The sequence below is a fragment of the Prevotella lacticifex genome (assembly GCF_019973375.1).
Taxonomy (GTDB): Bacteria; Bacteroidota; Bacteroidia; order Bacteroidales; family Bacteroidaceae; genus Prevotella; species Prevotella lacticifex.
In genome coordinates this window covers 465312-491941 of record NZ_BPTV01000001.1, presented here as the reverse complement: position 1 = coordinate 491941, position 26630 = coordinate 465312, and the positions used below count along the sequence as shown (strand labels likewise).

General features: G+C 55.1%; 22 protein-coding genes. 3 read left to right on the top strand and 19 right to left on the bottom strand.

All coding sequences use genetic code 11. The features are described 5' to 3' along the window. Positions 1-112 precede the first annotated feature (112 nt). The 7 genes from LDN30_RS01865 to LDN30_RS01835 form a co-directional block, all read right to left on the bottom strand. Positions 113-1891, bottom strand: coding sequence for a beta-ketoacyl synthase N-terminal-like domain-containing protein (locus LDN30_RS01865; RefSeq protein ID WP_223928574.1), 1779 nt, complete (start codon positions 1889-1891; stop codon positions 113-115). Further along, positions 1892-2149, bottom strand: coding sequence for a phosphopantetheine-binding protein (locus LDN30_RS01860; protein WP_223926875.1), 258 nt, complete (start codon positions 2147-2149; stop codon positions 1892-1894). It lies immediately after the preceding gene. Positions 2150-2224: 75 nt separating this feature from the next. Beyond that, on the bottom strand, positions 2225-3970 hold the full coding sequence (locus tag LDN30_RS01855) for a beta-ketoacyl synthase N-terminal-like domain-containing protein (RefSeq protein WP_223928573.1): 1746 nt from the start codon (positions 3968-3970) through the stop codon (positions 2225-2227). Between the two features lie 51 nt (positions 3971-4021). Further along, positions 4022-4918, bottom strand: coding sequence for a lysophospholipid acyltransferase family protein (locus LDN30_RS01850; protein WP_223928572.1), 897 nt, complete (start codon positions 4916-4918; stop codon positions 4022-4024). Between the two features lie 8 nt (positions 4919-4926). Beyond that, positions 4927-5169 carry an acyl carrier protein gene (locus LDN30_RS01845; RefSeq protein WP_223926872.1) on the bottom strand — a complete coding sequence of 81 codons (243 nt, stop codon included), beginning with the start codon at positions 5167-5169 and terminating at the stop codon, positions 4927-4929. Positions 5170-5184: 15 nt separating this feature from the next. Further along, entirely contained in the window at positions 5185-6285 is a 1101-nt protein-coding gene (locus LDN30_RS01840) for a FlxJ family methyltransferase (RefSeq protein WP_223928571.1), read from the bottom strand. A gap of 38 nt (positions 6286-6323) precedes the next feature. Beyond that, the gene (locus tag LDN30_RS01835; protein ID WP_223928570.1) at positions 6324-7598 is read right to left on the bottom strand and encodes a beta-ketoacyl-[acyl-carrier-protein] synthase family protein; all 1275 of its coding nucleotides are present in this window, start codon (positions 7596-7598) and stop codon (positions 6324-6326) included. An 86-nt stretch (positions 7599-7684) separates the two neighbouring features. On the opposite strand from LDN30_RS01835, the gene LDN30_RS01830 reads away from it, so the two are divergent. Then, positions 7685-7891, top strand: coding sequence for a hypothetical protein (locus LDN30_RS01830; RefSeq protein ID WP_223928569.1), 207 nt, complete (start codon positions 7685-7687; stop codon positions 7889-7891). A gap of 240 nt (positions 7892-8131) precedes the next feature. Here the strand turns inward: LDN30_RS01830 and LDN30_RS01825 are convergent, their stop codons facing one another. The 12 genes from LDN30_RS01825 to tsaB form a co-directional block, all read right to left on the bottom strand. Continuing rightward, the gene (locus LDN30_RS01825; protein WP_223928568.1) at positions 8132-8956 is read right to left on the bottom strand and encodes a Cof-type HAD-IIB family hydrolase; all 825 of its coding nucleotides are present in this window, start codon (positions 8954-8956) and stop codon (positions 8132-8134) included. A gap of 259 nt (positions 8957-9215) precedes the next feature. Next, on the bottom strand, positions 9216-10091 hold the full coding sequence (locus LDN30_RS01820; protein ID WP_223928567.1) for a T9SS type A sorting domain-containing protein: 876 nt from the start codon (positions 10089-10091) through the stop codon (positions 9216-9218). A 15-nt stretch (positions 10092-10106) separates the two neighbouring features. Then, positions 10107-13388 carry a choice-of-anchor J domain-containing protein gene (locus tag LDN30_RS01815; RefSeq protein ID WP_223928566.1) on the bottom strand — a complete coding sequence of 1094 codons (3282 nt, stop codon included), beginning with the start codon at positions 13386-13388 and terminating at the stop codon, positions 10107-10109. An 18-nt stretch (positions 13389-13406) separates the two neighbouring features. Then, a complete protein-coding gene (locus tag LDN30_RS01810; protein ID WP_223928565.1) occupies positions 13407-15749 on the bottom strand; it encodes a C10 family peptidase in 2343 nt (780 codons plus the stop codon). An 88-nt stretch (positions 15750-15837) separates the two neighbouring features. After that, on the bottom strand, positions 15838-17436 hold the full coding sequence (locus LDN30_RS01805) for a helix-turn-helix domain-containing protein (RefSeq protein WP_223929415.1): 1599 nt from the start codon (positions 17434-17436) through the stop codon (positions 15838-15840). A 5-nt stretch (positions 17437-17441) separates the two neighbouring features. Then, a complete protein-coding gene (locus LDN30_RS01800) occupies positions 17442-18632 on the bottom strand; it encodes an anaerobic nitric oxide reductase flavorubredoxin (protein WP_223928564.1) in 1191 nt (396 codons plus the stop codon). 102 nt (positions 18633-18734) lie between these two features. After that, positions 18735-20135 (bottom strand): RIP metalloprotease RseP, encoded by a 1401-nt coding sequence (gene rseP, locus LDN30_RS01795; RefSeq protein WP_223928563.1) that lies wholly within the window; start codon positions 20133-20135, stop codon positions 18735-18737. A gap of 144 nt (positions 20136-20279) precedes the next feature. Then, a complete protein-coding gene (locus LDN30_RS01790) occupies positions 20280-21461 on the bottom strand; it encodes a 1-deoxy-D-xylulose-5-phosphate reductoisomerase (protein ID WP_223929414.1) in 1182 nt (393 codons plus the stop codon). Between the two features lie 151 nt (positions 21462-21612). Continuing rightward, positions 21613-22152: a ribosome maturation factor RimM gene (rimM, locus tag LDN30_RS01785; protein WP_223929413.1), complete on the bottom strand. Its 540-nt coding sequence runs from the start codon at positions 22150-22152 to the stop codon at positions 21613-21615. Between the two features lie 149 nt (positions 22153-22301). Next, positions 22302-23606, bottom strand: a complete 1305-nt coding sequence (murA, locus tag LDN30_RS01780; protein WP_223928562.1) for a UDP-N-acetylglucosamine 1-carboxyvinyltransferase — start codon at positions 23604-23606, stop codon at positions 22302-22304. Between the two features lie 9 nt (positions 23607-23615). Next, positions 23616-24212 (bottom strand): DUF4290 domain-containing protein, encoded by a 597-nt coding sequence (locus LDN30_RS01775; protein ID WP_223928561.1) that lies wholly within the window; start codon positions 24210-24212, stop codon positions 23616-23618. A gap of 64 nt (positions 24213-24276) precedes the next feature. Beyond that, positions 24277-24969, bottom strand: coding sequence for a tRNA (adenosine(37)-N6)-threonylcarbamoyltransferase complex dimerization subunit type 1 TsaB (gene tsaB, locus LDN30_RS01770; protein ID WP_223926861.1), 693 nt, complete (start codon positions 24967-24969; stop codon positions 24277-24279). An 88-nt stretch (positions 24970-25057) separates the two neighbouring features. Here tsaB and LDN30_RS01765 point away from each other — a divergent pair, with 88 nt between their 5' ends. Continuing rightward, positions 25058-25936 (top strand): YicC/YloC family endoribonuclease, encoded by an 879-nt coding sequence (locus tag LDN30_RS01765; protein WP_223928560.1) that lies wholly within the window; start codon positions 25058-25060, stop codon positions 25934-25936. A gap of 110 nt (positions 25937-26046) precedes the next feature. Beyond that, the gene (gene gmk / locus LDN30_RS01760; protein ID WP_223928559.1) at positions 26047-26625 is read left to right on the top strand and encodes a guanylate kinase; all 579 of its coding nucleotides are present in this window, start codon (positions 26047-26049) and stop codon (positions 26623-26625) included. Positions 26626-26630: the final 5 nt, after the last annotated feature.

Here is a 26630-nt window from a genome sequence, read left to right as displayed (position 1 = left end):
TGGAAAACTCATTCTTTTGTCGTCAGACCAATATCAAGTTTATTTTGGGAAGTAATTCATTCTTCAACAAGCAAAAATTATGCCGATTTTAGAATTCCATTCCATTATTTTATTATTTTTTAACCGCTCTCAGTACTATCGCCGTAGAGGCTACCTCGGGTTCAGGGGCAAATCCCGCCATACTCATGAACTTAGCGAAGAGCGGTGCCATCTCGTCATGACAGCCCACGAGCACCGTCTTGCAGCGTCCCGACCGAATCAGCAACTCAGCCTGATACAGAGCCCATTGCATCGACTGTCGGCCTTGCGATATCGTCGTATTATAGCCATGACACTTAAGGTGAATGGCAATCGTACTGCCAGTGGTATTGTGTGTGCTCTGCATGAAGTATGTCGGCTTGAAGGCATCGCCCGTAGCCATGGCCGTCAGCAGCCGTTCACTGTATTCCAACGAGCCGTGCGCCGTGGCCGTAACGATGGCATCGGGACTCACAGCAGCCGTCTCGAGAGCCTGGAGCGATGTCATCAGGGCGCTCTTCAGCAGTTTTCCCATTCTTCGCGCCTCCATGGCACTGACGTAACGCCTTATGTCCTTGAGGTTTTCCACGCTGTTATTCTCCACTCGCGTCACCTCCTCAACACCGATATTGCCTGTGAATTCCTCACGCTGGCATCCGTTGTCGGAAGCCGAGAGGATAAGCGAAGAGTCGTTGCCGCCAAAACCGAACGAATTGACCATTACGTTCTGCAACTCCGTTTTTATCGGACTCTGGGCCGTGGGGATAGCCTTGGATATTGGATTCCCGGCTCCCAACGACACCGGAACGAACCCGTCGTGCATCGCGAGGATACTGATAACGGCGGCTATAGCACCCGACGCGCTCGTGGTATGGCCCGTAAATCCCTTCGTACTGGTCACCACCGGAGTCGTATCGCCAAACACCCGGTCGATGGCCACGACCTCACTGCTGTCGTTATTCTGCGTTCCGGTGCCGTGAGCGTGAACCCACTGAATGTCGGCCGACTTCATTCCGGCCATCGCGAGGGCCTCACGCATAGCCATCTGCGCACCGGTATCCTCCGGCGACGAGGCCGTCTGGTGGTAAGCATCACATGCATTGCCGTAGCCCGTAAGCCAGGCGTCGATGGTGGCACCACGCTCCCGGGCCTCATCTTCGCGTTCCATGACCACGTAAGCGGCCCCTTCGCCGAGGTTCAGTCCGTTGCGGCTACTGTCGAACGGCCTGCAAATATCGTGGTCGAGAATCATCAGCGAGTTGAAACCATCGAGATGGAACCGCGACAGAGCCTCCGTACCACCGGCAACAACAATATCGGCATCGCCGGCCTTCAGCATATCGGCACCGAGGATGATGGCGTTAGCCGCTGACGAGCAGGCCGTTGAGGTTGTCGTAAAGTCGTCGAAGATGCCGAAATAGTGGGCTATATCCTCCGTGCAACTGCCACAGTCGTGGTGGCCGAGCCAGCTCAGGTCGCACGATTCCTGCTTGTCGCCGGCGGCCGCGAGCATCTTTCCGAAATTCTTCTCGGTGACATCCATACCCGCCACCGTCGTTCCCGAGATGAGGATGATGCGCCGCGAGGCTCCTTTTTCCACCTCGGACTGCCGCAAAGCTTCCCTCACGGCCATGATTCCGAGCAGCGTCGTGCGGCTCACCGTCCTGTCGGCGGGGATGCCCAACAGCCGTTTCATCTCGTCGTCCGACAACTTCACCTCACCGACGGGCAGCTCGTGATGCTCCGATTGCAGATAGCGCATCTCGCCGATACCCGTCCGCGATCCACCTATAGCCGTCCGCACCGACTTCTTATCGTTGCCGATGGCACTGACGATGCCTTCACCCGTTATGACGATACCCTTGCCAGCCATCTACTTCTTGCGGTTCTTGCTCACATATTCGGCCATAGTACGGATGCTCTTGAAGATATCCTTACCCTCAGAAGCGCTCGCAAGACGGATGCCGTACTTCTTCTCCATGAGAACGATAAGTTCCAGAGCGTCGATGGAATCGAGCCCCAGACCCTGCCCGAAGAGCGGCGCGTCGTCGTCGATGTCGGCGGGAGTCATCTCCTCAAGGTTCAGAACGCTGATAATCTCGCGTTTCAGTTCTTCCATTAATTCTTCCATATCGCTATTCACGTTTAATATTCCAATATCGTTATTTCTGCCTAAGCAGATGATTCTCAAGTTCTTACATTATCATTATTTTGTCGCCGCAGGTCTTCCGCCGCCGTCCGCTTTGCGTTCGAAAATGCTCAAGTCGGCCTCAAACGCCGTCTCACTCCCACATTCGATCCATCCTCCTACGACACTGTTTGTTCCCCGGTCGCAGAAAGCCGAGCGGAGAATATCATCTACGAACGCATCGTTTCTGTCGGCCAAGAGGTAGAATCCTGTCTCGCCGTGGTACTTATTGCGGATGGCAATCTCGCCGGTGACGATATTCGGCAGCGTGTAGACAAAGCGTTCCGGACTCGGGAAGTAGTCGTCGGCATCGCTTATCGACGACAGATAGTTCATATCGGCAAGCACAGAACCGGAATGTCCCACGAGGACGACGGCCCTGTCGCTGCGTTCCACGAACCTCACGCCGCCCTCAGCGCGAAGCAGGAGCTCCGTGGCTACGAACCCCAAGCGACTCAGGAGGTCCATCTTGTAGAACCGCGGATAGTCGCCGACGACACCCTTATATATCTCCGTAAGCATCTGACGGCCCACAGCGTGTGTCGGCATGACCTTGCCGTCGATGCAAACAGTCGATTCCGTAATATGAACATTATGTTTCGCCTGCAAAGGACCATCCTCATGGCAATCCGCCGTGGCTCGGTCGGCTGCATTCTTATTGCTACTCAGGAGCATAGCGGCATTGCATCCGCCGAATCCCGACAGCATTTTCACGAATCCCTTACGGCTCGTCGGCGCAGCGTTAGCCGCTACCGTAATCCTACCGGAGACCCCAAGCTCGGCGAATCCCATCGTCGACGGAACGATGCCATTATCGACGGCACACATCGACAAAGCCGTTTCCATCACCCCACAGGCCCCCATTGTATGGCCGTAGTAGCCTTTAAGTCCCGCCACCGGCACCTTGCCGAGGCCTGCTCCGGCTATTGCCACCGACTCCATCTGGTCGTTGAAGAGTGTTGCCGTGCCGTGGGGAGAGATGAAAGCTATGTCGTCGGCGGGATAATCGCCGACAGCTTGCGTGAGGGCCATGCGCGCTCCGAGACCCGTTTTCGACGGTGCGCTGAGGTGGTAGGCATCGTTGCGCTGACAGCCGTCAACGATTTTCCACCCGTGTTCCTTGTCGTCGCCACGCCCTAAGACTATTGTCGCGGCGGCTTCACCGAGGTTCAGGCCCATGCGGTCGATGTCGAAGGGACGGCATGGCAGCGGCGACACGGCCTTCAGCGACTGGAATCCCGAGATGATAAACTTGCTCTGCACCTCCACACCGCACACTATGGCACGGTCGTAGCGCCCCATCATCAGCAGTCGCCAGGCCGTTGTCAGTGCTGCCAGACCCGAGACGCAGGCGTTGTCGACAACGATGGGGGCCGTAGTCACGCCCAACGCCGTAGCTATCATCCGTGCACTGCTGTCGGGCAGTGCCCGTTCGAGAGGATGGATGCCGTCGGCAAGCCATTCCACATTACCCTTAGTCGTACTCAGGACGAGCAGTGTTCTGTCTGATGCCGTATCGACATCCGTGCCCTTCAGGGCCGCCCGTATCGACCTCAGAGCCAGACGCTCCAGACGCGAGAGCCCCGCGGGGCCGTCCGTGGCACCGCTGCCGTCGTCGAAGAGCGACGCACAGAAATCGCCGACGGGACCAAAGCGGCCATGCCATTGGCGCACAGCCGTCTGCTGCCGGAGCACCGACCGGAAGTTGTCCTCCGTAGTCGAGCCCAAGGGCGATATGATATTATGCGACAGAACCGTTATCATTGTCAAATAATCTTTTCCTCAGTCAATCCTTTTCTTTACTCTGATGGCACCTCACCGATTCCCGGCACCATCATGCCAGAAGTCGAAGAAATTGTACCACTGGGCGGGATACATGCGCAGAACGCGCTCTAACTCAGCGGCATAGCCGTCGGCAAGAGTCCGAACCTGCTCCCGCCGCGGAGCCGTCTTGTCATAGTCGATAGGCACCACGTAGGCAGTATAGCCCCTGGCGCTGGTCTTCATCACGTTCACGGCCACGACATTGAGACCCCGCATCGCAGCTACGCTGAACGGACCCGACGGCAACGAGGCCTCCGCACCGAGCAGACTGACACCGACGGTCCTCCTCGAACCGAACACCCTGTCGGCAGGGATGCTCACAATCTCGCCGCCACGGAGGGCCTCCTCAATCCGGAACAGATGGCTCATGTCGCTCGTTATGGGTATCATACGTATGTGGTTGTCGGCAAACAGCCGGCTGCGGCCGTTCATCACCGATGCCTTCTCGTTGGCATAGACGAGGGCATTGAACATCTTACGGTCGGAAACAAGCTCGTAGCCAGCCATCTCGTAGCAGCCCACATGAGCGCTGAGGATGACGAAACCATCGTCGGCGGAAGCGAGACGGCGGAAGATGTCGCTGCCTACAACCTTGATACTCATACGCTTACCGGCGTAAAGAGCAAACTTGTCGATTACGACCTGCGAGAAGAGGGTGAGGTTTACATACGTCATCAGCAGCGACCGGAGGGGACCAAAGCCATGCCGCCGGCGGAAATAACGCCACGACGTGCGCGCTCCCTTGGCGAAAATCATACAGAAGGGTATGACGAACACCGCCGCGAAAGCATACCAGAACCTCACGTCGCTGTAGCGCAGGGCCCTGATGAGCCATCGGTGCATGAAAGCGGTACCGAACGTATTGCCTTTCCATTCCTTCTCGGCCATGGCGATCACTATGCTGTCTTACGTTCTATATAGGCGTAGAAGTCGTCAAGAGTCCTGACATCCTTCATCTCCTCAAGGTTGATCTTGAATCCGAAAATCTTCTTGACGACAACGACAAGGTCGACGAGGTCGAGGCTGTCGATGCCCAAGTCCTCCTTGAGCCGCGCCCCGCCCTGGATTTTGTCGGCTTCGATTTCGAATTCGTCAACGAGAAAATCATTAACTTTCTGTTCTATTTCCTTTCGAGTCATATTCAAGGTTGTGAGTTACTTTCTTACTACTATTATCGAATGGCCCTGCCCAAGGTGGTCGTGGATGGCCTCAACGGTCAGACCGGCCTCCGTGATGCAGTGCTCCATATCCTCGGTATTGTACATCTTCGAGTTGCCGTTGGCCATGGCCGCAAAGTAAAGGCTGGTGAGCGTCAGACAGAGTGTCGCCGGCTCATACTTCTGGCGGTCCCACAGCGTCTCCATGATGTATATGCGCGTATTATCCTTCATCGCCTTCCGCGCCCTCCGGAGGATGCCTACTATCTGCTCCATACTGAAACAGTCGAGGAACTGACTCATCCATATAGCGTCGGGACCGTCGGCAGCCACGGGGAAGTCCTGCGTCGCGTCGAGCAGGTTGATGCCGTAGCCGCTAATCCTGTCGGCACCCGGTTTGCCGTCGATATTCTCGCGCATCATAGCTATCTGCTGCGGGAGGTCGAGGACCGTGACCTTGGCCTCGGCACTGTGGGCGACACAGCGGAGTGCCCATTTGCCGGTGTTTCCGCCGACATCGTAGAGCGTTCTGACCTTATGTTCGTCGAAGACAATCCTCAGGGCCTCAGGAAACGACGAGTCGCTGTAGAAATGGTCAAAGCCGAACCAGCTCTTCTGTACCTCGGCAGGCAGTGACGACAGCCCCTCGTAGATCGTGGGCCAACTGCCGAAGTGCCTCAGTCCCACTGGTTTACCTTCCTTTAGTGACTCTTCGAGATGGAACCATCCCTCATAGTTCACGTCGTGGTTGAAGTCGATATTTACGCGTGTGGCCGGGTCGTTGATGAGAAACCATCCTGTCTTCGACAGCGTATAGCGGTCGGTGGCGGGGTCGGCGAGCACGGTGCCAATGCTCAGCGAGGCCTCTAAGAGGCACTTCACGGCATAGTCGGAGAGACGGCTCTTCGCCACAATTTCCTGACGCGTAAGCCCGTTGTCGCTGTCGCGGAGCATCTCGAGGATTCCCCACTTCAGCATCAGCCGCGAGACCTGGAAGATAGCCGGTCCCCAGGCTATGAACTCAGCGAGGCGTTGGGCCTCGGGAGCAGTGAGCTGTTCGGCAGTATATTTCTTCTTTAACGACTCTGATAAATGCATTTTCTTCTACAAATGATATTCTTTCCTACTCCCCGTCATCAGATTTTCCTCAGGACGAGTGCTGCGTTCGTTCCCCCGAAACCGAAGGAGTTGCTCAGCACCGTATTCACCGGAGTCCTGACGGCTACGGGAGTGATATTGAGTTCTTTAGAGTATTCGTCGGGTTCACAGAAGTTGATGTTCGGAGCCACGAAGTCGTTCTGCATCATTATCGTACAGTAGACAGCCTCGCTGGCTCCTGCCATCCAGCATTCATGACCCGTCATCGACTTCGTCGAGCTGATGAGGGCGTGCTCTCCGGCGAAGAGTCCGCTAAGGGCTTTTGCCTCCACGGCATCGCCCTGCGGTGTCGAGGTGGCGTGGGCGTTGACGTAGTCGATGTCGCCGACAGACGTTCCGGCATCGTCCAAGGCGCGTTCCATGGCCGTGCGGCAGCCGCGTTCGTCGGGCGACGATATTCCGCCGCCGTTGCCGGAGAATCCGTAGCCTGCCACCTCAGCGATAATCCGTGCCCCGCGGGCAACGGCGTGGTCGTAGTCCTCGACGACAAGCGCCGCCGCACCGCCACTCGGTACGAGGCCGTCGCGATGACGGTCGAAAGGGCGGCTGGCTGCCGTTGGGGCATCCATGCGCATGGAGAAAACCTGCAGGGCATCGAACGACGACAGAGAGAGGAGATTAGTCTCCTGGGCACCGCCACAGAGGACGACATCCTGCAAGCCCTGACGGACGAGCATCGCGGCCAGACCGATGGCGTGGGTACTGCTGGCGCACGCTGCCCCCACCGTGAAGTTGGCCCCGCGGAGATGGAATATGGCTCCGAGGTTCATCGTCACCGACGAGGTGAGACACTGGAACACGCTGCCGTAGCCGAGCATGGCACTGTCGTGGCCGTCGGCCATGGTCTGAGCCGACTCAATGACGGCCTTCGCCGAGGTGTCGTTGCCGAAGATGCAGCCCACCTCGTGGGCCGCAAGATAATCAGCGTCGATACCGGCGGAGCTGAAAGCCTGACGGCTGGCGAGGAAAGCATACTTCGCTTCTTCCGACATACAGGCCCGCATGTGGCGGCTGACATCGGCTTTCGTCAGTACCGGTTCGGGGACAATGCCCGTCAGTGCCGACCGGTAGCCGTAGTCCAACCGCTCGCGCTGCACACCGATACCGCTGCGCCCTTCGAGAAGCGAGCGGCCGACGGTGGCCACGTCGGTGCCAATGCACGACCAGATGCCCGTGCCGGTGATGACTACCTTTCTTTGTTTTCCTGCTCCAGTCATAGAGTCTTTCTTGCGTTGGTTATTCGTTTGCAGCATGCAAAGATACAATATTTAATAGGAATAACGCACTTTCGATGGAGAAATATTTGCCGCTATCGGGTTAACGGCTAACTCATATAACTATGGAAGCTATTGACTCTATAGATACTATAGAAGCTATAGCAACTATAAAAGCTATAAATTCTATAGATACTTTAGAAGCTATAGCGTCTATAGAAACTATAAATTCTATAGCCGCTATAGCTACAATAGAGCTCCACAAGCCCAACGACAAATGTAAATATTATTCAAACGTCGGCGCTTTCTTATCCGTCTCTGCTACCGGCTGATTACCAACGGCTTACAAATACATGCCATTTGGCATTGCAAAACGGTCCATTTCAGGACACAAAACGGACCGTTTCAGGAGACGAAACGGACCGTTTTGCAAGCCCAAATGGACCATACGGGAATGCTGTAAAGATATTTCGCAGTAGCTGAACGATTGTCAGTCATGGGGCGGAGAGGGCGCGACAGGCTGCGGAACACTCCGGCACGCGGCAGCAAATGGCCGGGTCGGAGGGACGCGACTACTCCTTTCGGCCTTTGTTCAGAACGAACTTCTCGACAACATGGGCCACACCGTCCTCCTCGTTGGAGTAGGTTATGTAGTCGGCGGTGTCCTGGACGTCCTTCGGAGCGTTGGCCATGGCTACACCCAATCCGGCAAACCGGATCATATTCTGGTCGTTATAGCCGTCGCCGCAGGCTATGACCTCATCCTTACTGAGACCCAAAATCTCGAAGAGACGCTGCAACGACCGAGCTTTGTCGATGCCCGGCGGCACACACTCGAGGAAGAATCCTGCCGAGCGGTAGGCATCCATGCGCCCTCGGAAGGCCGTCTGGAGGTTGAGCTCGAGTTCGTGGAGGGGTGAAGGATCGCCCACGACGAGACACTTATTTATCGGGTAGCGCACCTCGTGTACAAAGTCGGAGAACTCGACTACGGGCATCTTGTTGATGAAAGCCTCGTGGAGCACGTACTTGTTGGCACGTTTTGTGGCCGCAATCTTCTCGTCCTGATAGGTGAGCATCTCCATTCCCGCGGCCTTGACCTTATGGTAGAGGGGTTCGACAACGGATGGGTCGAGGGGCTGATCGAATACCACACGGCCTGTGGCGCAGTCGGTTATGCGTCCGCCATTGAAAGCAAGGATGTAGCCGCCATAGTCCTTCAGCCGCAGCTCATCGGCAAGGGCCGTGATGCCATAGGTAGGCCGGCCGGAGGCAAGCACAACCCTCAGTCCCTGCCGCTCGGCAGTGAGCAGCGTCTCGCGCGTGCGGTCGGTCATCTCCTTCTTACTGTTCGTCAGTGTGCCGTCGAGGTCGAGCACAATCATCTTGTATTCCATATCCTGAATTCTTTTGTCGGTTTACTGCCGCAAAAGTACAATAAAAATATCTATTGACCGCAGTTCCGTCCCGATTCTCTTACCAAACAATTGGCTTTACGATTGCAAAAGTGGGACTTTTGTCGCGGTCGCGGTGGTTTCGGCATCGCCTAAAGAGAAAGCCCCGGGCCATGGAATGATCCACGACCCGGGGCCGTTATGTCTGCTTGCAGCATCCACGCAGAAGGTGCCGGGCACCACCTCGCGGCTGCTGCCAAAGTTATTTCACTACCACCTTTCGGCTCTCCTGCCCATCCGTGACGATGTATGCTCCCGGAGCCAAAGTGCGTATGTCGTTGCCGGTCGATGTGAACGTGTCGACGTTACGGCCGTCGAGGGTGTAAATGTGGTAAACGTTTCCACGCTCACCGAGGAACGAAATGCCGTTCTTCACACCGCGGATGCCTGTGCTACGGCCCATAACAGTCTGGATGCCATCGGCGGTCGGCGACGAAATTGTGACATTATCGATGAACACATAGTCGTAGCCACCGCTCACGCGAGCATCGAAACGAAGGGTGCCGTAGCTGCCGAAGGCCTTCAGCGGCATGTGGAACTTAGTCCATCCGGCCTCGCCATCCTTAATGAAGATGGTGTCGGCAAGGGCCGTATAGGCACCGTCGTCAGCATTCTGACTTACAACGAGATAAGCCGGATTGGTATAGTTGTTGGCTATTCCGGTGTAAACCCAGAACTCGGCATAAGCACCTTCGTCAGCGGCGGCGAACTTAGGCGATACGAGCTGACCCTTGGCCTCACCCTCATAGTATGACCCGAAGTAGTAGAGAGCCATACCGTTATCGCCGTCCTGCGACTTGTATGTCTGGCCGTCCTGCGGCTCCGACCATGTGGCATAGTTCGACGAGCTGCCTGTCAGCCACACATTCGTCGACTCGGCACCATTGGCGAACGACTCCTTGAATGGCAGGGCGTAAGGCTTACCGAGCACGACGTAGTTGATATAGGCGTAATGCAGGTCGTAGCCGGCACTCGTCGTCGGGATGACGGTGTAGTAGTGAACGGCCTGAGTGTCAGCAGTCTCCACATTATTTATATTATAGCTTGTCTGCTTAGTCGTGCCAACTACTTGCAGCATCTTGCTGGCATCGCTCTAATTGGGGAAGTACTCGCCAACGATATACTGCAGTGAGCCGTCGATAACGCCACCGTGGACACCACCGGTAGGAGCATCCCATGAGAGACGGGCACCGGTATTGGCATCGTTACCCTTTACGGTGTAGTTGCTGACGCCAAGAGGCTGATCGACACCTACATAGCATGTGTCGCTTGCTGCGCGGCCGCGGCCATAGTCGTTGCGCGCCACCACCATATAACTGTCGTAGCCTTTGAGAGCCGAATTGTCGGTCCACGTAAGAGTTTCGCCCGGAGTGACACTACTGAAGGTCTTGACGGGGATTGTATTGTTGGCTCCACGGTATATGTCGACGGCGAGAGCACCGCTGAGACCGTTGCCGGCATAGTCCTTAGCCGGCGCATTGAAGCTGACAGTAGCCGCGAGAGCACCCGTAGGATCGTTGACAGCCTTGAGATTTGTGACCGAGTCGGGAGCGAAAGCCGAGCCAATGGTCTTGATGACAATACTGTCGATGGTCGGCGAGAGGTAGTTGGCCTCCTCGGTGCTGATACTCACGTAAGGATAGTAGCGGCCGGCCTCGCTGGTGACAATGTCGAAAGCCATGAGCTTATTGGCACCATAAGCCGTCTTTGGCAGGTCGCCAATCTTCACAAGATCAGAGGGTTGACCGGAGCGCGAGTAGCCGAACTCGGCCGGTGCCTCGGCGGTACCCCAGATGCTGTTGTCCCATGTGAAGGACACTTCGTAAACGCTGTCCTTATCGAGTTTGATGGCCGGGAACATCAGGTCCATGGTTGCAGGCAGAGCATCCTGCGACGGGAAGTAGCCGAGTTCGAGGTCGTGGCCGTAAGAGTTGTATTTCCAGCCAGTTACATTATATCCGTCGACGGGCTCCCCATTGAGGTAAGATGTGAAGAATGCATCGGAGCCCTCATCGTCGAAGGTATTGGTGTAGGTTGGAGTGTAGATACCAATGAATGCTGATGCCGACACCTTCTTACCCTCACCCTTGTCGTTGGCTATGGCAACGGTGTAGCTATGGGTGCCCACTCCCGTCACGGCATCGTCGGTATATGAGGCTTTGCTGCCTGCGGTGACATCGATACTGGCTATCGGCTCACTGCCTTTATCGCGGTAGATATTGGCGGTAAGACTGCCGGTGAGATCGGCTCCACCAAGGGTCTTTGTCGGTGCGGTGAAGCTAACGGTGCCCTTCATGGCACCATCCTCGTCGGCCTTGACAGCGAGGTCGGCTGGCGCTGCGGGTGCCTCGATAGAACCAAGGGCATCGACGGAGATTTTCTCAACGAACATTCCGGAGCCATGGGCTTTCTGACTTGTGCAGACGAGGGCGAAATAATAGGTACCGTCGGCGTCGACGGTGATATCGTTCTCGATGTCGGTGAGGGTTCCACTGACATCGAAGGAGTCGCACTCAGCTATCAGTTTAAACGTGGAAGTATCGGCAGGATTGGTTCCGCAGAGAATCTTATAGCCCTCATAAGTGCCGCGGAAGGTGTTGCGCATATTGTAGACGAGGCCGTAAGCAATGCCCTTATTCAACTTTACGCCCGGGGTTATAAGCCAGTCGTTAAAGGTATCCTTGGCACTGTAGTTGACGGTATTAATGCCCATATCCTTGTTCCACGTGTTATATGACCACGTAGCCCCGTCGTTGTTGGCATCGATGATGGTGAACAGAGGTTGCGTTTCCTCGCTGTCGAAATCGTCGGAGTAAGGCACGCTGTAAGCATCACCGTAGAGGACGCGGTTCGACTCGGCGTAGTCACCGGTTTTGTCGTTGTTAACCGGATACACACGATAGTAGTAGCGGTGGAGCGTCGACGGTGCCGGATCAGCAAAAGCAGTGTCGGTCAGGCCGTTAGCAACGGTGACGCTGTCGGGCATACGCACGACGTTGTACTTGAGGTTTGCCTTGTCGAGGTAACCCTTATTGACACCATCAGCAGGTGCCTTCCACGTGACGTTGAACTTCTTGGCAGTGCTGTCGACGGTGAAAGTGACATCGGTGACGGGGTTCGGCGTATCGTAACCAACATACTGATATACATAGTTGTTAGGCGCAAAGCCGTTATCGTTTTTCAGGACGACATCGATGTAGTGGTTGTCGTTGCTGAAGTCGACGGCCTGAGTCTGCTTGCTGCCCGGTGCCACGGTGGCTGTCTTAACCTCGCTGCCGTCAATATATACGGTCATATCGACATTGTCCGTCAGCGCGGAGCCGTCGTAGGCCTTCGATGGTACGGTGAAGGTGAGGTCGCCCTGCTGGGCTGCGGTGCCAGTGAAGCTCAGGGCCATATCGTTGATGGCTGCCGGAGCCTTGTCTTTGGCCTCGTTGCTCTTGAAGAAGAGTGACGAGAGCTGCTCGTTCTTCGACAGACCATTGACGAGAGTGGCCTCTCCTGTCTCTGTATCGACGGAGTAAAGGCCTGTGCCATCATCGGTTACGGCCTCCCAGAGGAAAGTACCTGTGCGACCGTCGTAGCCCATTGCCTGCACATAATTGGACGGTACGGGACCCGGCTGACCAACCATCGAGGCATCGCCGGTGGCCTTGTCGATCTCGTAGAAGTAGCCGTCGAGACCGATACTGAACAGACGGCCGTCGGGAGTAGCGGCAAGGGTAACGGGCTGGAAGTCGTTGCTCCACTTCTTCAGAGTCTCGAACTTACGCGTCTTTTCGTTGAAAACGGCCCAGTTGATACCGTTGAGCTGGTCGTTGTACATAGCTCCGTAGAACTTGTCGCTTGTTGGATCGTAGGCCATAACCGTGGGAATGTAGCCATAGGAGACACCACTGTATATTTCTTCCCAGTCCTGCTTGAAGTTGGCGGAGTCGAGACAGATGTAGCGGACACCGTTGAGAGCTCCCATTATTGACATGGGGAACACTCCGATAAGGCGGTCGCGGCCATAGGCACTGGCCATAAAATTATATGTTCCCGCCGTGGAAATAGCCGAGAAATCGGCGTTATCGCCGAAGGTGTAACTATAGACACCATAGGGAACGGAGCCTATAGATAATCCCGCCCAGTCATTACTGTTGACGAGATTGCCATAGAAGGTGCGGCCGGCATAGGCCGACGCATCGACAGCCTCGTGGTGCGGAGAGCGCAAAATGTGGCGCGTGGCAACAGCTGGCAGGGCCTGTCGGGGACTCACCACCTGCTGAATGCGGTAGGGTTCGCCGCCTTTCTCGGGCAGACGGACCTGTGCCTGCAGTGCTGTAGCAGTCAGACTGGCCAGACACAACGAAATGAATAATGATTTCCTCATAAGCTTTCTTTTAATAGATTATTTTACTATGTATTTCTTTCCGTTAATGATGTAAAGGCCGGGAGCCAAGCCGTGCAATGTGCCGTCGTGGCCGACGATGCGTCCGTCGAGGCTGTAGACGAGGCCACGGCGGACGGGTGTTACCATGGTATCGGTTATTCCGTCGGCCGTAGGAGCAGAGAGGGTAAAGGTGCAGGACGCAAGATCCTTAGGGGTGATGTAGGTGAGCTGCGACAAATTGACGAGAACGGCTTTATAGGTCTGACCCACCACCCCGTTCTCGAAGGGGCAAGTGAAGGTTACATCGGGTGTCTCGCCGGCCTCAGCGAAGAGGAATACGGGGTCGAAACTACCCATAACATTCTGGCCATCAGCGTCATAGATATACACAGAGAGGTCGTTGGCGAATACACCTTTGTCGACTTTGAGGTGCGCTGTCAGCGTGACGCTGTCGGCTGGGACGTTGTTATTATTGGCGAACGACAGCTGACGGGCCATAGTGATGACAGCCTCGTCGGCAGGTGTATCCAAGACGACAACCCTCTGGAGCCCAGACACTTTCTGCATATTCTCGTCGATTATACCGAAATAGTATGTCCCCGCACTGATGGTGAAGGCATTGCTGATGGCTACGGCCACAGAATCGCCGGCAGGGATGTCGTAGTTGAAGTCGCCGCTTTGGGCCACCAACGTACCGTCGGCGTTGAAAAGGGCGGTGCGGAGAGGACCCGAATACTCGAGCTCGCCGTCGTTATGCACTGTGGCAGTGGCGCGGGAGGTCACTCCGCGGTATATTTTTGTGGTCGTAACGGTATCGGCCTTAAGGTCGTAAGACTCAGCCTGATGGAAGAAAAGGCTGTCGGCGGTAACGCTGAGGCGCACGACATTGGTCTTGGTATAGTTGTAGTTGCAAACGTGGAACCACCTGCTGCCACCGACATTGCGTGCTATCGGCCGAAGGGTGTAGTCGCCGGGCGACAGTTGGGAAAGGTCTGCTGCGGGCGCTTTTACACTAATAATGAATTTATCCTTAGCCAACGGCTGCCCGCTCTTTGCGACGATGGTCTGGCGAAGGGTTCCGGTGGAGTCGTAGATGCCGAATCCGAGGTCGACGTTGACATCCTTCCATCCGTAGTTGGCTACCTTTCCACCCAAGGTGATGGTCTCGGCAGTGGTCTTGGCTGTAGCCATCGCCGACACCTTCGTGCGCTCCGAGCTGACCACCTGGAGCCAGTCCTCGCTGTCGTCGGTAGGCGGTTGGATGCCCACAATGATTCCCTGACGATAGTTGAAGCCGCCGCTGGAGCCGCCGGTGCCCTGCGAGGGCGGTGTAAGTGCAGACGTGCGGAAGTATCCGTTCGACATTCCGCTCCAGCCCCAGTTCACATGTATGAGCCCATCGGCATCATAACCGTCGAAGACAAAGGCGTGACCGCCGTTGCCATCGGTGAATCCCGTGGCAAAAACAGGGCGGGCATTGTCGATTTCGGAACGGATAATATCGTCCCATTCGGTCTGCGAATAGTAGGTACGGGTGAGGTATCCTAATCCTTTATCGTAGCCGAAATTGGTTGTCAGAGGCACCGGCCAACGGTCAATCATACTGCCGCTCTGCTCGCCATAAGCCATCTCGACGGCCACTCCGCAGTCGCGCATGAGCAGGGCCACGGCATTGCGGGCCGTGTCGGTGCTGGTGGCATCGTATTTCGGGGTCATCACGTCCCAGCCGTAATGACTCTTACTGAAGTCGACGGTGATGGTCTGGTTGAGGGTTTCTGGCTTGTAAGTCTTCTGTCCTGCACCCTGAGCCGGGTACTTGTGGTAGTACATTATCTGTGCCATAGCAGTAGCCACACATCCCGTTGCCGAGTGTGTGGTACCCACGTAGCATGGAGTCATGAGGTTGTAAGGGTAGGTCTGGTCCCACGAGATGTCACAAAGGAGAGGGCTGACTGGCTTATATTTAGCTTCACGACGAACGGAAGGTACATAGTTGTTGGTCCTCAACCACCTGATTTCGCGGCCATAATTGTCGAGAAACGAGCGCACCTGAGCCGGCGCTTCGGCATAGTCGAAATGGCCCTTCAGCGAGTAACCGAGTATCATATTAGCACGGTCGTCACCGGCAATAATAACGAAACCATTGTTGGCACCGTTGTTGAAGACGTAATAGTCGGCGGTACCCGCCGACGGTCCATAAGCGCGGCGGATGGCAGATGAAGCGCTTTTGTCAGCAAGAAGACCTTTCTGCCGGAAGAAAGCGATAGCCTCAGACTGTGCCTGACCGACAGTGACGTTGCCGGCCACAGCGGTCGATACTGAAAGAATGATGAAAAGGGAAAGGGATAGTATCCTACTCATGATGTCGTTGATTTTGATTCGACTGCAAAATTAACGATAAAATCAACAGATAACCGATGATTTGTTATCCTATATGTGCAGATTTCTACTATTTGTACGAATTTTCACGCTTTGCCTGAGTCTGATACTCCGATGGCGTTAATCCTGTAAAGCGTTTGAATGATGTGACAAATGATGTACGCGATTTGAAGCCCACGCCCGATGAAATCGCCTCTATTGTAAGATTGCCGTAGTGCTCCGTGTCGTTCATTCGCTTGCAGGCCTCCTTAATTCTATACTCGTTGAGAAACGTATTGAAGTTGCAGCCGAAACGCTCATGTATCACCTGCGACACGTATCTATATCTTGAGCCTACCAAAGAGGCAAGACGCTCAACGTTGAAACCGGGCTGAAAAATTTCATCATTATTCTCCATCACCTCAACGATGCTGTCGACAAGCCCTTCCTCGGGCACCTTGGTAACGTTTGCCTTGCGCCGCAACTGCCGCTGTTCTTCTTCGGCCTTGAGCATGCTCACGTTCTGATGGTAGAGCTGGCGGTTGCTTTCACGGAGACGGCGGTTCTGGCGGTAGACGACAAAAAGGAGCAAAAGGATAACCGCAGCCACAGCGCTGGCCACGATACTTATGGTCGTCTGAACGGCATGACGGTGGCTGATGTCGCGAATTTCGTCGCTCATGGTGTTCATCTGCTGCTGAAATTCCATCTCGTTGACGCTTGCCACCTGCCGGTAACTGGTGAGGGTGTCCTTCAGCTGGTAGTATTTTTCACGATTGGAAGTATATTGTCGCGTATCGCCTACCTTATTATATAATGCTGACAGCAGGTCATAGACTTCCAATTGGAGGTCTTTCTGATTCTGCTGCTTGGCTATTTCCCGCGGTTTTTGCATCGTAGCGATGGCATCGCGGTAACGGCCCATAGTCTCCAAAGCACGGGCTTTGTTGACAAAAGTGAAGTAAACAAGGCGCGAATACTGCTTATTGTCGCCGAGCATGGCTATCTGGCGGTCGTAGCATTCGATGGCTGCATCCTTCCGTCCCTGCTCCTCGCGGCTCACGGCATCATAGAGGATAAGGTTGTAATTGTACAGAAGTCCACCGTGGTTACTACGGCGGTACGCCCTCATTTCGCCTGCTATCGATGGCGTTTGCATCAATTCGTGGGCCACACTGATGACATTGGTCAGAGCCATGTCAATATGCAGATGGTCGTGGAGACGCTGCGAGACGGCAAAAGCCTGCCGATAGTAGCCGAGAGCCTTCTCGTTGAGCGGTGTATTGTGGCTTTCCTCGGCTATAGTCTGGTACATAGCACCGAAGGAAAGGTATATGAGCGGATTGGGCTTTTGTATCGATTTGGCTATATCACGGGCCTTGGCGATGAACTCAAAGCACTTGGGATAGTCGTAATAGGTATAGAAATAAATTGACCAGAGGTGCATGCATGTCTCCACCATCATCTGCTTTTCGGCCACGGGAGCGTCGTCCTGATAGCGGTTGTAGATGATGGTGTAGCATACAAGGGATGTGTCGTTCGACGGTTTGTTTAGCTGCAGCTTGCTGTTGGCGATGAAGAACAGCTCCTTCGACGGCATCTTAACGTATCTGTTGTAGATGTCATCTCTCCTTGCTCCTCCCGCGGTGAAGGGGAGGAGAAAGAGTAGAAGAATGGTTATCCACCGCATCAGGCTCACTTTACAGCCTCTGCAAAGTCGCGGCCATAGGCCTCACAGTCGGCAAGAGCCTCCTCGTCGGGAACCCACAGCTTCTTTATTCCGTCGTTGACGATCTCAAAACCGGCACCTTTGAGGGCCTCGGTAATCTGCTTTGGTGCATCGCCACTCCATCCATAGCTGCCGAAGGCTGCCGCTTTCTTCTTCTTGAATTTCAGGCCTTTAGCCATTTCGAGGATTCCGGCAATGGCGTAGGAATATCCGTAATTGATGGTAGGAGAGCCCACGAGAACCGCTTTCGACTGGAACATCTCGGTGAGGATGTCGTTCTTATCGTCCTTCACGGCGTTGACAATCTTCACCGTCACCGTAGGATCGGCTTCCCGGATGCCCTTGGCAATGGCCTCAGCCATACGCCGTGTCGACTGCCACATGGTGTCGTAGACGATGGTTATCTGGTTCTCCTGGTAGGCGTTGGCCCACTCGAGGTACTTCTCGATAATCTTTGTGGGATTCTCCTTCCAGATAATTCCGTGGCTCGGACAAATCATTTTCAGCGGAAGATTCATCTTCAGAATCTCGTTAACCTTCCTCGTAGCCATCATAGCATAGGGGTTGATGATGTTTGTCCAGTACTTCTCGGCCTCATACATCACGTCATGCTCGTCGACACAATCGTTGTAAAGGGACTCGGAAGCATAGTGCTGGCCAAAGCCGTCGTTGGAGAAGAGAATCTCGTCGGTATCCATATAGGTGAACATCGTGTCGGGCCAGTGCAGCATCGGAGCCTCAATGAATGTGAGTGTCGACTTACCGATATTCAGTTTGTCGCCCGTTTTGACATTCACGTAGTTCCAATCCTGATGATAGTGACCGCGAAGGATGGCCTCGCCCTTCTTCGTACAGTAGATAGGAGTGCCCGGAATCTCGCGCAGCAGCTCGGGAAGAGCACCGCTGTGGTCGATTTCGTTGTGGTTCATGACTATATAGTCGATCTTCTTCAGGTCGATAACCTTCTTTAAATTGGCTACGAACTCATCGTCGTAGGGTTTCCAAACGGTATCGATGAGCACCGTTTTCTCATCTTGGATGAGGTAGGCATTGTAGCTCGAGCCCTTCGTCGTCGACAGCTCGTCGCCATGGAAATGTTTCAGTTCCCAGTCGACCTTGCCGACCCAGGAGACCATGTCAGTAATTTTCTTTGCCATAATTTGTTTGCCTTCCCCGGGCATCCGACGACTTTCAAGCGGCCTCCGGTGCCTCAGGGCGAGGACTTAATGATAATGTTGTGTTAATAATTTTTCGTTTCTTTACATGTAGCCTAACCACCTGAGAATGTCGTTGAGATTGGCCACGATGAGCAACAGCAGGAGAATGGTTATTCCCGCGTACTCGGCGTAAATCATGAACTTCTCGCTCGGCTTGCGGCGCGTAATCATCTCGTAGAGCAGGAACAGTACGTGACCGCCGTCGAGTGCCGGAATCGGCAGGATGTTCATGAAGGCGAGGATAATGCTGAGGAACGCCGTCATCATCCAGAAGTCGTGCCAGTCCCAATAGGGTGGGAACAGACTGCCTATCGAACCGAAACCGCCGAGACTCTTGGCACCGTCGGACGAGAAGAGATACTGGAAGTTGCTGACATATCCGCGGAGGATATTCCAACCATATTTCACACCGGCAGGGAAGCTCTCGAAGAATCCGTAGGTCTCGGTAACGGGCTTATAATAGTTGCGCAACGACGTCTGAGCGACACCAACGGTGAGGTCGGGGGCGAGCGTCATGTGCAGAGTGTCGGTGGCACTCTTGCCCTGCCGTGCCACAACGAGGACCACGTTACGTATCTTCATCGAGTCGGCACTTGTCTTGGCAGCTTTAAGTTCGTCGCCGAGGACGGTCTTATGATAGTCGAAATCGCTCCATGTGGCCACCTCCTTTCCGTTGACAGCCACTATGCGGTCGCCCTTCTTAATGCCGGCCTTTGCAGCCGCCGAGCCAGCGAAGACACTGTCGACGGTGGCTGGGATATACGGGACGGCAAAAATAGGATAGCTCTTTATCATCGCGAGCATGTCCAAATCGCCGGGCATCTTGATACTCACCTTCTTACCGTTGCGCATGACATCGACACGCTTAGCCTTGGCAATCTGCCGGAAGAAGTCGCCGTTGACATTCATGAACTCCTTGAACGGGCCGCGGTCTGTGCCGATCATGATGTCGTGATCGCGGAATCCCATCGACTTGGCCTGAGCGTTGAACTCCATACCCATGCTCATATCGGCCACACGATAATAGGTGTTGCCCCAGTGGAACATAATCATGGAGTAGATGAACAGGGCAAGAATGAAATTCACCGTCACACCGCCAATCATTATCAGCAGCCGCTGCCATGCCGGTTTCGTGCGGAATTCCCACGGCTGTGGCGGCTGTTTCATCTGCTCGGTGTCCATACTCTCGTCGATCATTCCGGCAATCTTACAGTAGCCGCCGAGCGGCAGCCATCCCATACCGTATTCAGTATCCGAATTCTTTGGCTTCCAGGCGAATAGCTTTCCGGCCCACTTCCCAATCTTAACATCAAAGAACACGAAGAACTTCTCCACCCTCACGCCGAAGAGCTTCGCGAAGAACACGTGACCGCCTTCGTGGAGCAGAACAAGCAGCGAGATGGACATGAAGAACTGTACTAATCTTATCAGAAATGTTTCCATAACTTAACGCCTCCGTCGTTTCCTCCCTCTGAGTGCCCCGTAAGGCACCCTGTGGTAGTGCGGAGGTTCCGTTTTTTGCTTTTATTAATTTAGAAATATATTGATAGCGTAACTGGAGACTGCGGTCCCCGTATGTCGTTAGCGCTACAGCAGTTCGCGTGCTATGGCCCTGGCCTCGGCATCTGTACTTACGTAGACGTCGTAGTCGGGATTGGCATCGAACGTTGCGCGCTGCATTGTTTTCTCTATAATGTCGCCCATGTCGAGGAACGAGCACTTACCCTGGCGGAAGGCGGCGTTGACAATCTCGTTGGCCGCGTTGACGATGCACGGCATGTTGCCGCCACGGCGTATGGCCTCGTAAGCCATGGCGAGGCACTTGAACTTATCGACGTCGGGCTCAAAGAATTCCAACGGCTGCTTGAAGAGGTCGAGACGGTCGCCATTGAGGTGCAGACGCTTAGGGAACGAGAAGGCATACTGTATTGGCAGCCGCATATCGGGCACCCCGAGCTGGCCTTTCACGGCCCCGTCGGCAAACTGCACGGCACTGTGCAGGATGCTCTGCGGGTGGATAAGGACCTGTATTTTCTCGGCCGGAACACCAAAGAGCCATTTGGCCTCCATGACCTCAAAGCCTTTGTTCATCAGCGATGCCGAGTCGATGGTAATTTTGGCACCCATCTCCCACGTCGGATGCTTGAGGGCATCGGCGGCCGTGACGTGCCGCAGCTGCTCGTGGGTGAACGTCCGGAAGGGTCCGCCGGAGCAGGTGAGGAGAATCTTCTCGATCTCGTTGTCGTCCTCGCCGACAAGACTCTGGAATATAGCCGAATGCTCCGAGTCGACGGGCAGGATTGGAGCGTGGTTCTCCAGAGCCAACCGGCAGATGAGTTCGCCCGCAACAACCAGCGTTTCCTTATTGGCCAGACAGATGGTCTTATGGGCTTTGATGGCGTGGATGGTCGGCGACAGTCCGGCGAATCCCACCATTGCCGTGAGCACCATGTCGATAGGGCCGGCCTCAACGATCTCGTCGAGTGCGCGGCTGCCTGCATAAACCTTCACGTCGGGCATGTCGGCAAGGGCTTCGCGAAGCTCATCGTAGTGGGCTTCGTTGGCTATGACCACTGCCGCGGGGTGGAACTTATGGGCCTGCTCGGCAAGCATCTCCCAATGGTTGTTGGCCGTAAGGGCATAGGCCTCATAGAGGTCGGGGTGCTGCGAGATAACATCAAGGCCCTGAGTGCCAATGCTTCCCGTCGACCCGAGGATGCATATCTGCCGCCGGCGGACAGCTTTAGCACCGCTGACCGACGACGACATGGAATTGATATTGTTCGTTGTCTTCATTATTATAATATGTGGAGCACGCTGATCGAAGTCTTTGCGCCGCTCCGGAGTTTTGTCTTTGTTTTGTCGCTACAGCACTACCACAGTCCGTTCCAGTCACCAGATAACGACAGCCGACTGGGAATCAAAGATTTAGCAGACCATCGGGGATGGTCATAACTATCTCCTTCTTACCCTTGTCGACATCCTTTATGAGGTCGTCGACGGCCGGAATGAGATGTTCGGAGCCATCGTCGCCGACAACATCGAGAAGGATATTTATCGTGGAATCGTCGACAGCCTTTATTGTCCCGACCCTCCGACCGTCGTCGGCGACAACGCTGTAGCCAATAATCTCGGCCCAGGTGACACGCTCGTCGGCACCGTCGGCGGAGTAGTCGCGCGGGAAAAACACCTCACAGCCAGTGAGTTCGCGGGCATGGTCGGCGTCGTCGATGTCGCAGAACTTCATCAGCACGGTCTCGTCGCTGCGGAAACGGTACTCCTCAATGAAGAATGGCACAAGCAGACCGTCGACTTTCAGGAATACGTAGTCGGCATCGGTGCGGTCGAAGACATCGTCGCTGAACTGCATCGACACCTCACCGCGCACGCCGTGGGGCTTACCAATGCGGCCAATACGGAAAGCATCGATTGTGGCGCCGGCAGCTTTCGGAGCCGTCATGCCACCGTTTGTCGTGCTGTCGCTGTTCTGTTCGGTCATATATCCTTATCGTTTTATCCTTATTTCAGATTATTTTTCTGTCGTTGTCAGACTGTTTTCGCCTTCGGGAGCGGCCGGAGCCAATCTGCGATCACCGCCCCACTCCATCGTCAAATCCTTATGATGTTGGCTCCCAAGGCGTTGAGTCGGTTCTCGATATTCTCGTATCCGCGGTCAATCTGGGCGATATTGTCGATGCGACTCGTACCCTTGGCACTCATGGCGGCAATGAGCAGAGCTATACCCGCACGGATATCGGGGCTCGTCATGCGCTGGGCGCGCAGCTTGCGCTTATGGTCGTGGCCCACGACGACGGCGCGGTGGGGGTCGCAGAGGATTATCTGGGCTCCCATATCGATGAGTTTGTCGACGAAGAAGAGGCGGCTCTCAAACATCTTCTGATGGAAGAGGACGCTGCCACGGGCCTGTGTGGCCACGACGAGGAGCACGCTGATGAGGTCGGGAGTCAGTCCCGGCCACGGCGCATCGCTGATTGTCATGAACGTTCCGTCGATAAAGGAGTCTATCTCGTAGTGTTTCTGCTTGGGAACGATAACATCGTCGCCGTCGATTTCGATTTTCACGCCAAGCCGGCGGAAGGCATCGGGAATGATGCCGAGGTTCTTCACCGACGCGTCTCGGATGATGATGCCGTCGCCGACCATTGCTCCCATGCCGATGAACGATCCCACCTCGATCATATCGGGGAGGATAGTGTGGTCGGCACCGTGCAGACCCTCCACGCCCTCAATGGTGAGGAGGTTGCTGGCGATGCCCGATATCCTCGCGCCCATGGCGTTGAGCAGATGGCATAGCTGCTGGATGTAGGGCTCACAGGCCGCATTATATATTGTGGTAGTGCCCTTGGCCATCACGGCGGCCATGATGATATTGGCCGTTCCCGTCACCGAGGCCTCATCGAGGAGCATGTACGAGCCCTTCAGCTCATCGGCCCGAATCTCGTAGACATCGCGTTCCTCGTTGTGGACGAATTTCGCACCGAGGTGGTGGAAGCCGAGGAAATGGGTGTCGAGGCGCCGGCGGCCAATCTTGTCGCCACCCGGTTTCGACACCGTAGCCTTATGGAAGCGTCCGAGCAGAGGACCAATCATCAGCACGCTGCCCCTGAGAGCCGCGCACTTCTGGATGAATTCGACACTGCTGAGATAGTCGAGGCGCAGGTTGTCGGCCTGGAACGAATAGTCGTTAGCGCCGAGTTTATTGACCTTTACGCCGATTTCCTTGAGGAGATTTATGAGGTTGTTGACGTCGAGGATATTCGGGATATTGTGTATTACCACCTCCTCGTCGGTGAGCAACGTGGCGCATATCACCTCCAAGGCCTCGTTTTTGGCGCCCTGCGGCGTTATGGTGCCCTGCAGACGGTGTCCGCCCTCAATGATGAATGATTCCATAGGCCCTTGTTATTTCTTTTTCTTTTTGTTCTCCTTCAAGTCCTTCATGTTGATGCGCTCAAACTTGAAGGTGCTCAGATCGAGGCGTATCTTCCCGTCGGTGAAACGGTACAGGTCGTCGGCCACCTTCTCGTCGTCGCTGCTGCCGTGGCTCCACATCAGCAGGTCGCGCTTCATCTGGTTGGCGGTGTAGCCCACGAGGTCGTCGCGCTCCTTGCCGGGCTCCATAGTTTTCAGCTTGTCGAAGAGCTCAAAGAGAATCTTTCCGTAGTGGCGGATAGGGATTTTCGACATCGGGTAGCTCATCGGCTGCGGCTTCTGGAGTATCTGCCGGGCGTTGCTGACGTCGACGGGATAGTCGATATCGAGCTTGAAGCCCGACATGATGGCAAGGTGGTCCCAGAGCTTCTGCTCGTGGTCGATGTTCGATCGGTTCTTGGCCGTCATGCGATCCATAACGGCCACTATCGACTCGGCGCACTTCTGCCGCTGTTGCCGGTCGGGAATGGTCATGCAGTAGTCGACCATATTCTGTATCTCGCGCCCATATTCGGGAAGGACGAGCTTCTCGCGCTGGGTGTTGTAGTCTAATCCTTGTATGTTCATTATTATCGTTTGTTCTTTCTGTATGTTGTCGTTTGTAGCATCGCGGAAGCCCGCGGAGCAGCCGTCAGAGGAGCGGCTTGGGCTTCTTGGCTACGAAATCCTTCAGATAGAAGGGCACGTAGTAGGCCACATCCTCAAATTTCTCCTCCGCGATACGCTTCGCCGCCAACGGATACATGTTCTTGGCCAGCGGCTCGATACCGTCGATGAGGTGAGCGTTGGGGTGGGCAATGACATCCATGCACTTCGCCGCGCCGTTGCCGAAGAAGTAGACCGGACCACGGTCGAGGTACTCGCGGTAGGTGTCGGCGTCGACAATGTCGGAATGGATGTCGCGCACGGGCTTCAGCCCACGGTCGAAGACCTCGGCGTAGACCTCCATGCGGCGGGCGTCGAGCATCGGCACGATGAGGGCGTTGTCCTCAATCTCCTCGTGATGGAGCAGCACCGGCACGGCAAGCAGCTCGAGCGTGGGCACGCTGATGAGCTTCACGCCACGGCCGTAGCATATACCCTTGGCCATCGACACACCGATACGCAGACCCGTATACGACCCCGGGCCACCGCTAACGGCTACATAGTCGAGGGGAATGGCGTGGTTGTCGATATACGACAGGGCCTCGTCGACGTACACACCAAGCTTCACGGCATGGTTGGGACCGCTGTGGTCTTCCTTGTTGAAGATGCACTCAGCATCATTGATTATGGCTACAGAGCACACCGAAGTGCTCGTTTCGATATTTAAAATGCAAGACATAATTTAATATGTTCTAAATAAGATTGCAAATTTACTGCTTTTTCCCCGTTTTTTCGTACTTTTGCAGAAATTTAACGCTATAACAACTATGGTATTGTCTATGACCGGCTACGGCAAGGCTGTCGTAACCTACAAGGAAAAGAAAATCAATGTTGAAATCAAATCGCTGAACAGCAAGGCCCTCGACCTGTCGACACGCATTGCTCCGCTCTATCGTGAGAAAGAGATGGAGATTCGCCGCACCATCGCCAAGACCGTCATCCGGGGTAAAGTCGACTTCGCTATCTGGATAGAAAAGGATACGGCTGTCGACGCCACACCCATCAACGCGGCCCTCGTGGAGGACTACTACCGCCAGATAAAGGACATCGCCGCAAAGACCGGAATCCCCGAGCCCGCCGACTGGTTCAGCACACTGCTGCGTCTGCCCGACGTGACAACGAAGACCGATGTCGAGGAACTCGACGACGAGGAGTGGGAGGCCGCCAAGGCTGCTATCGACGAGGCAATACAGCATCTCATAGAGTTCCGGACCCAGGAAGGTGCTGCCTTAGAGAAGAAATTCAACGAGAAGGTCGACAACATCGAGCGGCTGCTCCACAGCATCGAGCCCTACGAGAAGGAGCGCGTGCCGAAAATCAGGGAGCAGATAGTCAAGGGGCTGGAGCAGATCCCAGGTGTGGAGTACGACAAGAACCGCCTCGAGCAGGAGCTCATCTACTACATCGAGAAACTCGACATCAGCGAGGAGAAGCAGCGGCTGACCAACCACCTGAAGTACTTCCGCGAGACAATGAAGGAAACGGGCCACGGCATCGGCAAGAAGCTCGGATTCATAGCCCAGGAGATGGGACGCGAGATAAACACAACCGGATCGAAGAGCAACAACGCCGAGATGCAGAACATCGTCGTGAAGATGAAGGACGAGCTCGAGCAGATAAAGGAGCAGGTGCTCAACGCGCTATAAACGCAGTCAGCGGGCGACGGTTTTCTGGTCTCCGGCGGCCGTCGCCACGGTGATGACTCCTCCTGGCAGAAGGAAAAACAGACTATCAACGACCGACAAAAAGATTAAAAATGGAAACAACAGGAAAACTGATAATATTCTCAGCACCATCGGGCTCTGGCAAGAGCACCATCGTTCAGTGGCTCATGAGGGAGCATCCCGAACTCCGGCTGGCCTTCTCCATCAGTGCCACAACGCGCGCGCCACGGGGCACCGAGAAGAACGGAGTGGAATATCTCTTCCTCTCGGAGGACGAGTTCAGAGACCGTATCGACAAGGATGAATTCCTCGAGTATGAGGAGGTCTATGCCGGACGCTTCTACGGCACCCTGAAGTCACAGGTGGAACACCAGACGGCAAAGGGCGAGAATGTCGTATTCGATGTCGACGTCAAAGGCGGCTGCAACATAAAGAAGTTCTACGGCGACCGCGCCATGAGCATCTTCGTTCAGGCACCATCGGTCGACGAACTGCGCCAGCGACTCATCGGGCGCGGCACCGACAGCGAGGAGGCCATCCGCAACCGACTCGCCAAGGCAAGCTACGAGATGACGTTCGCACCGAAATTCGACCATGTGGTCGTCAACGACGACCTCGAAAAGGCTGAGGAAGAGACTTACGAGTTGGTTAAAAAATTCTTACAACTATAAGCTCC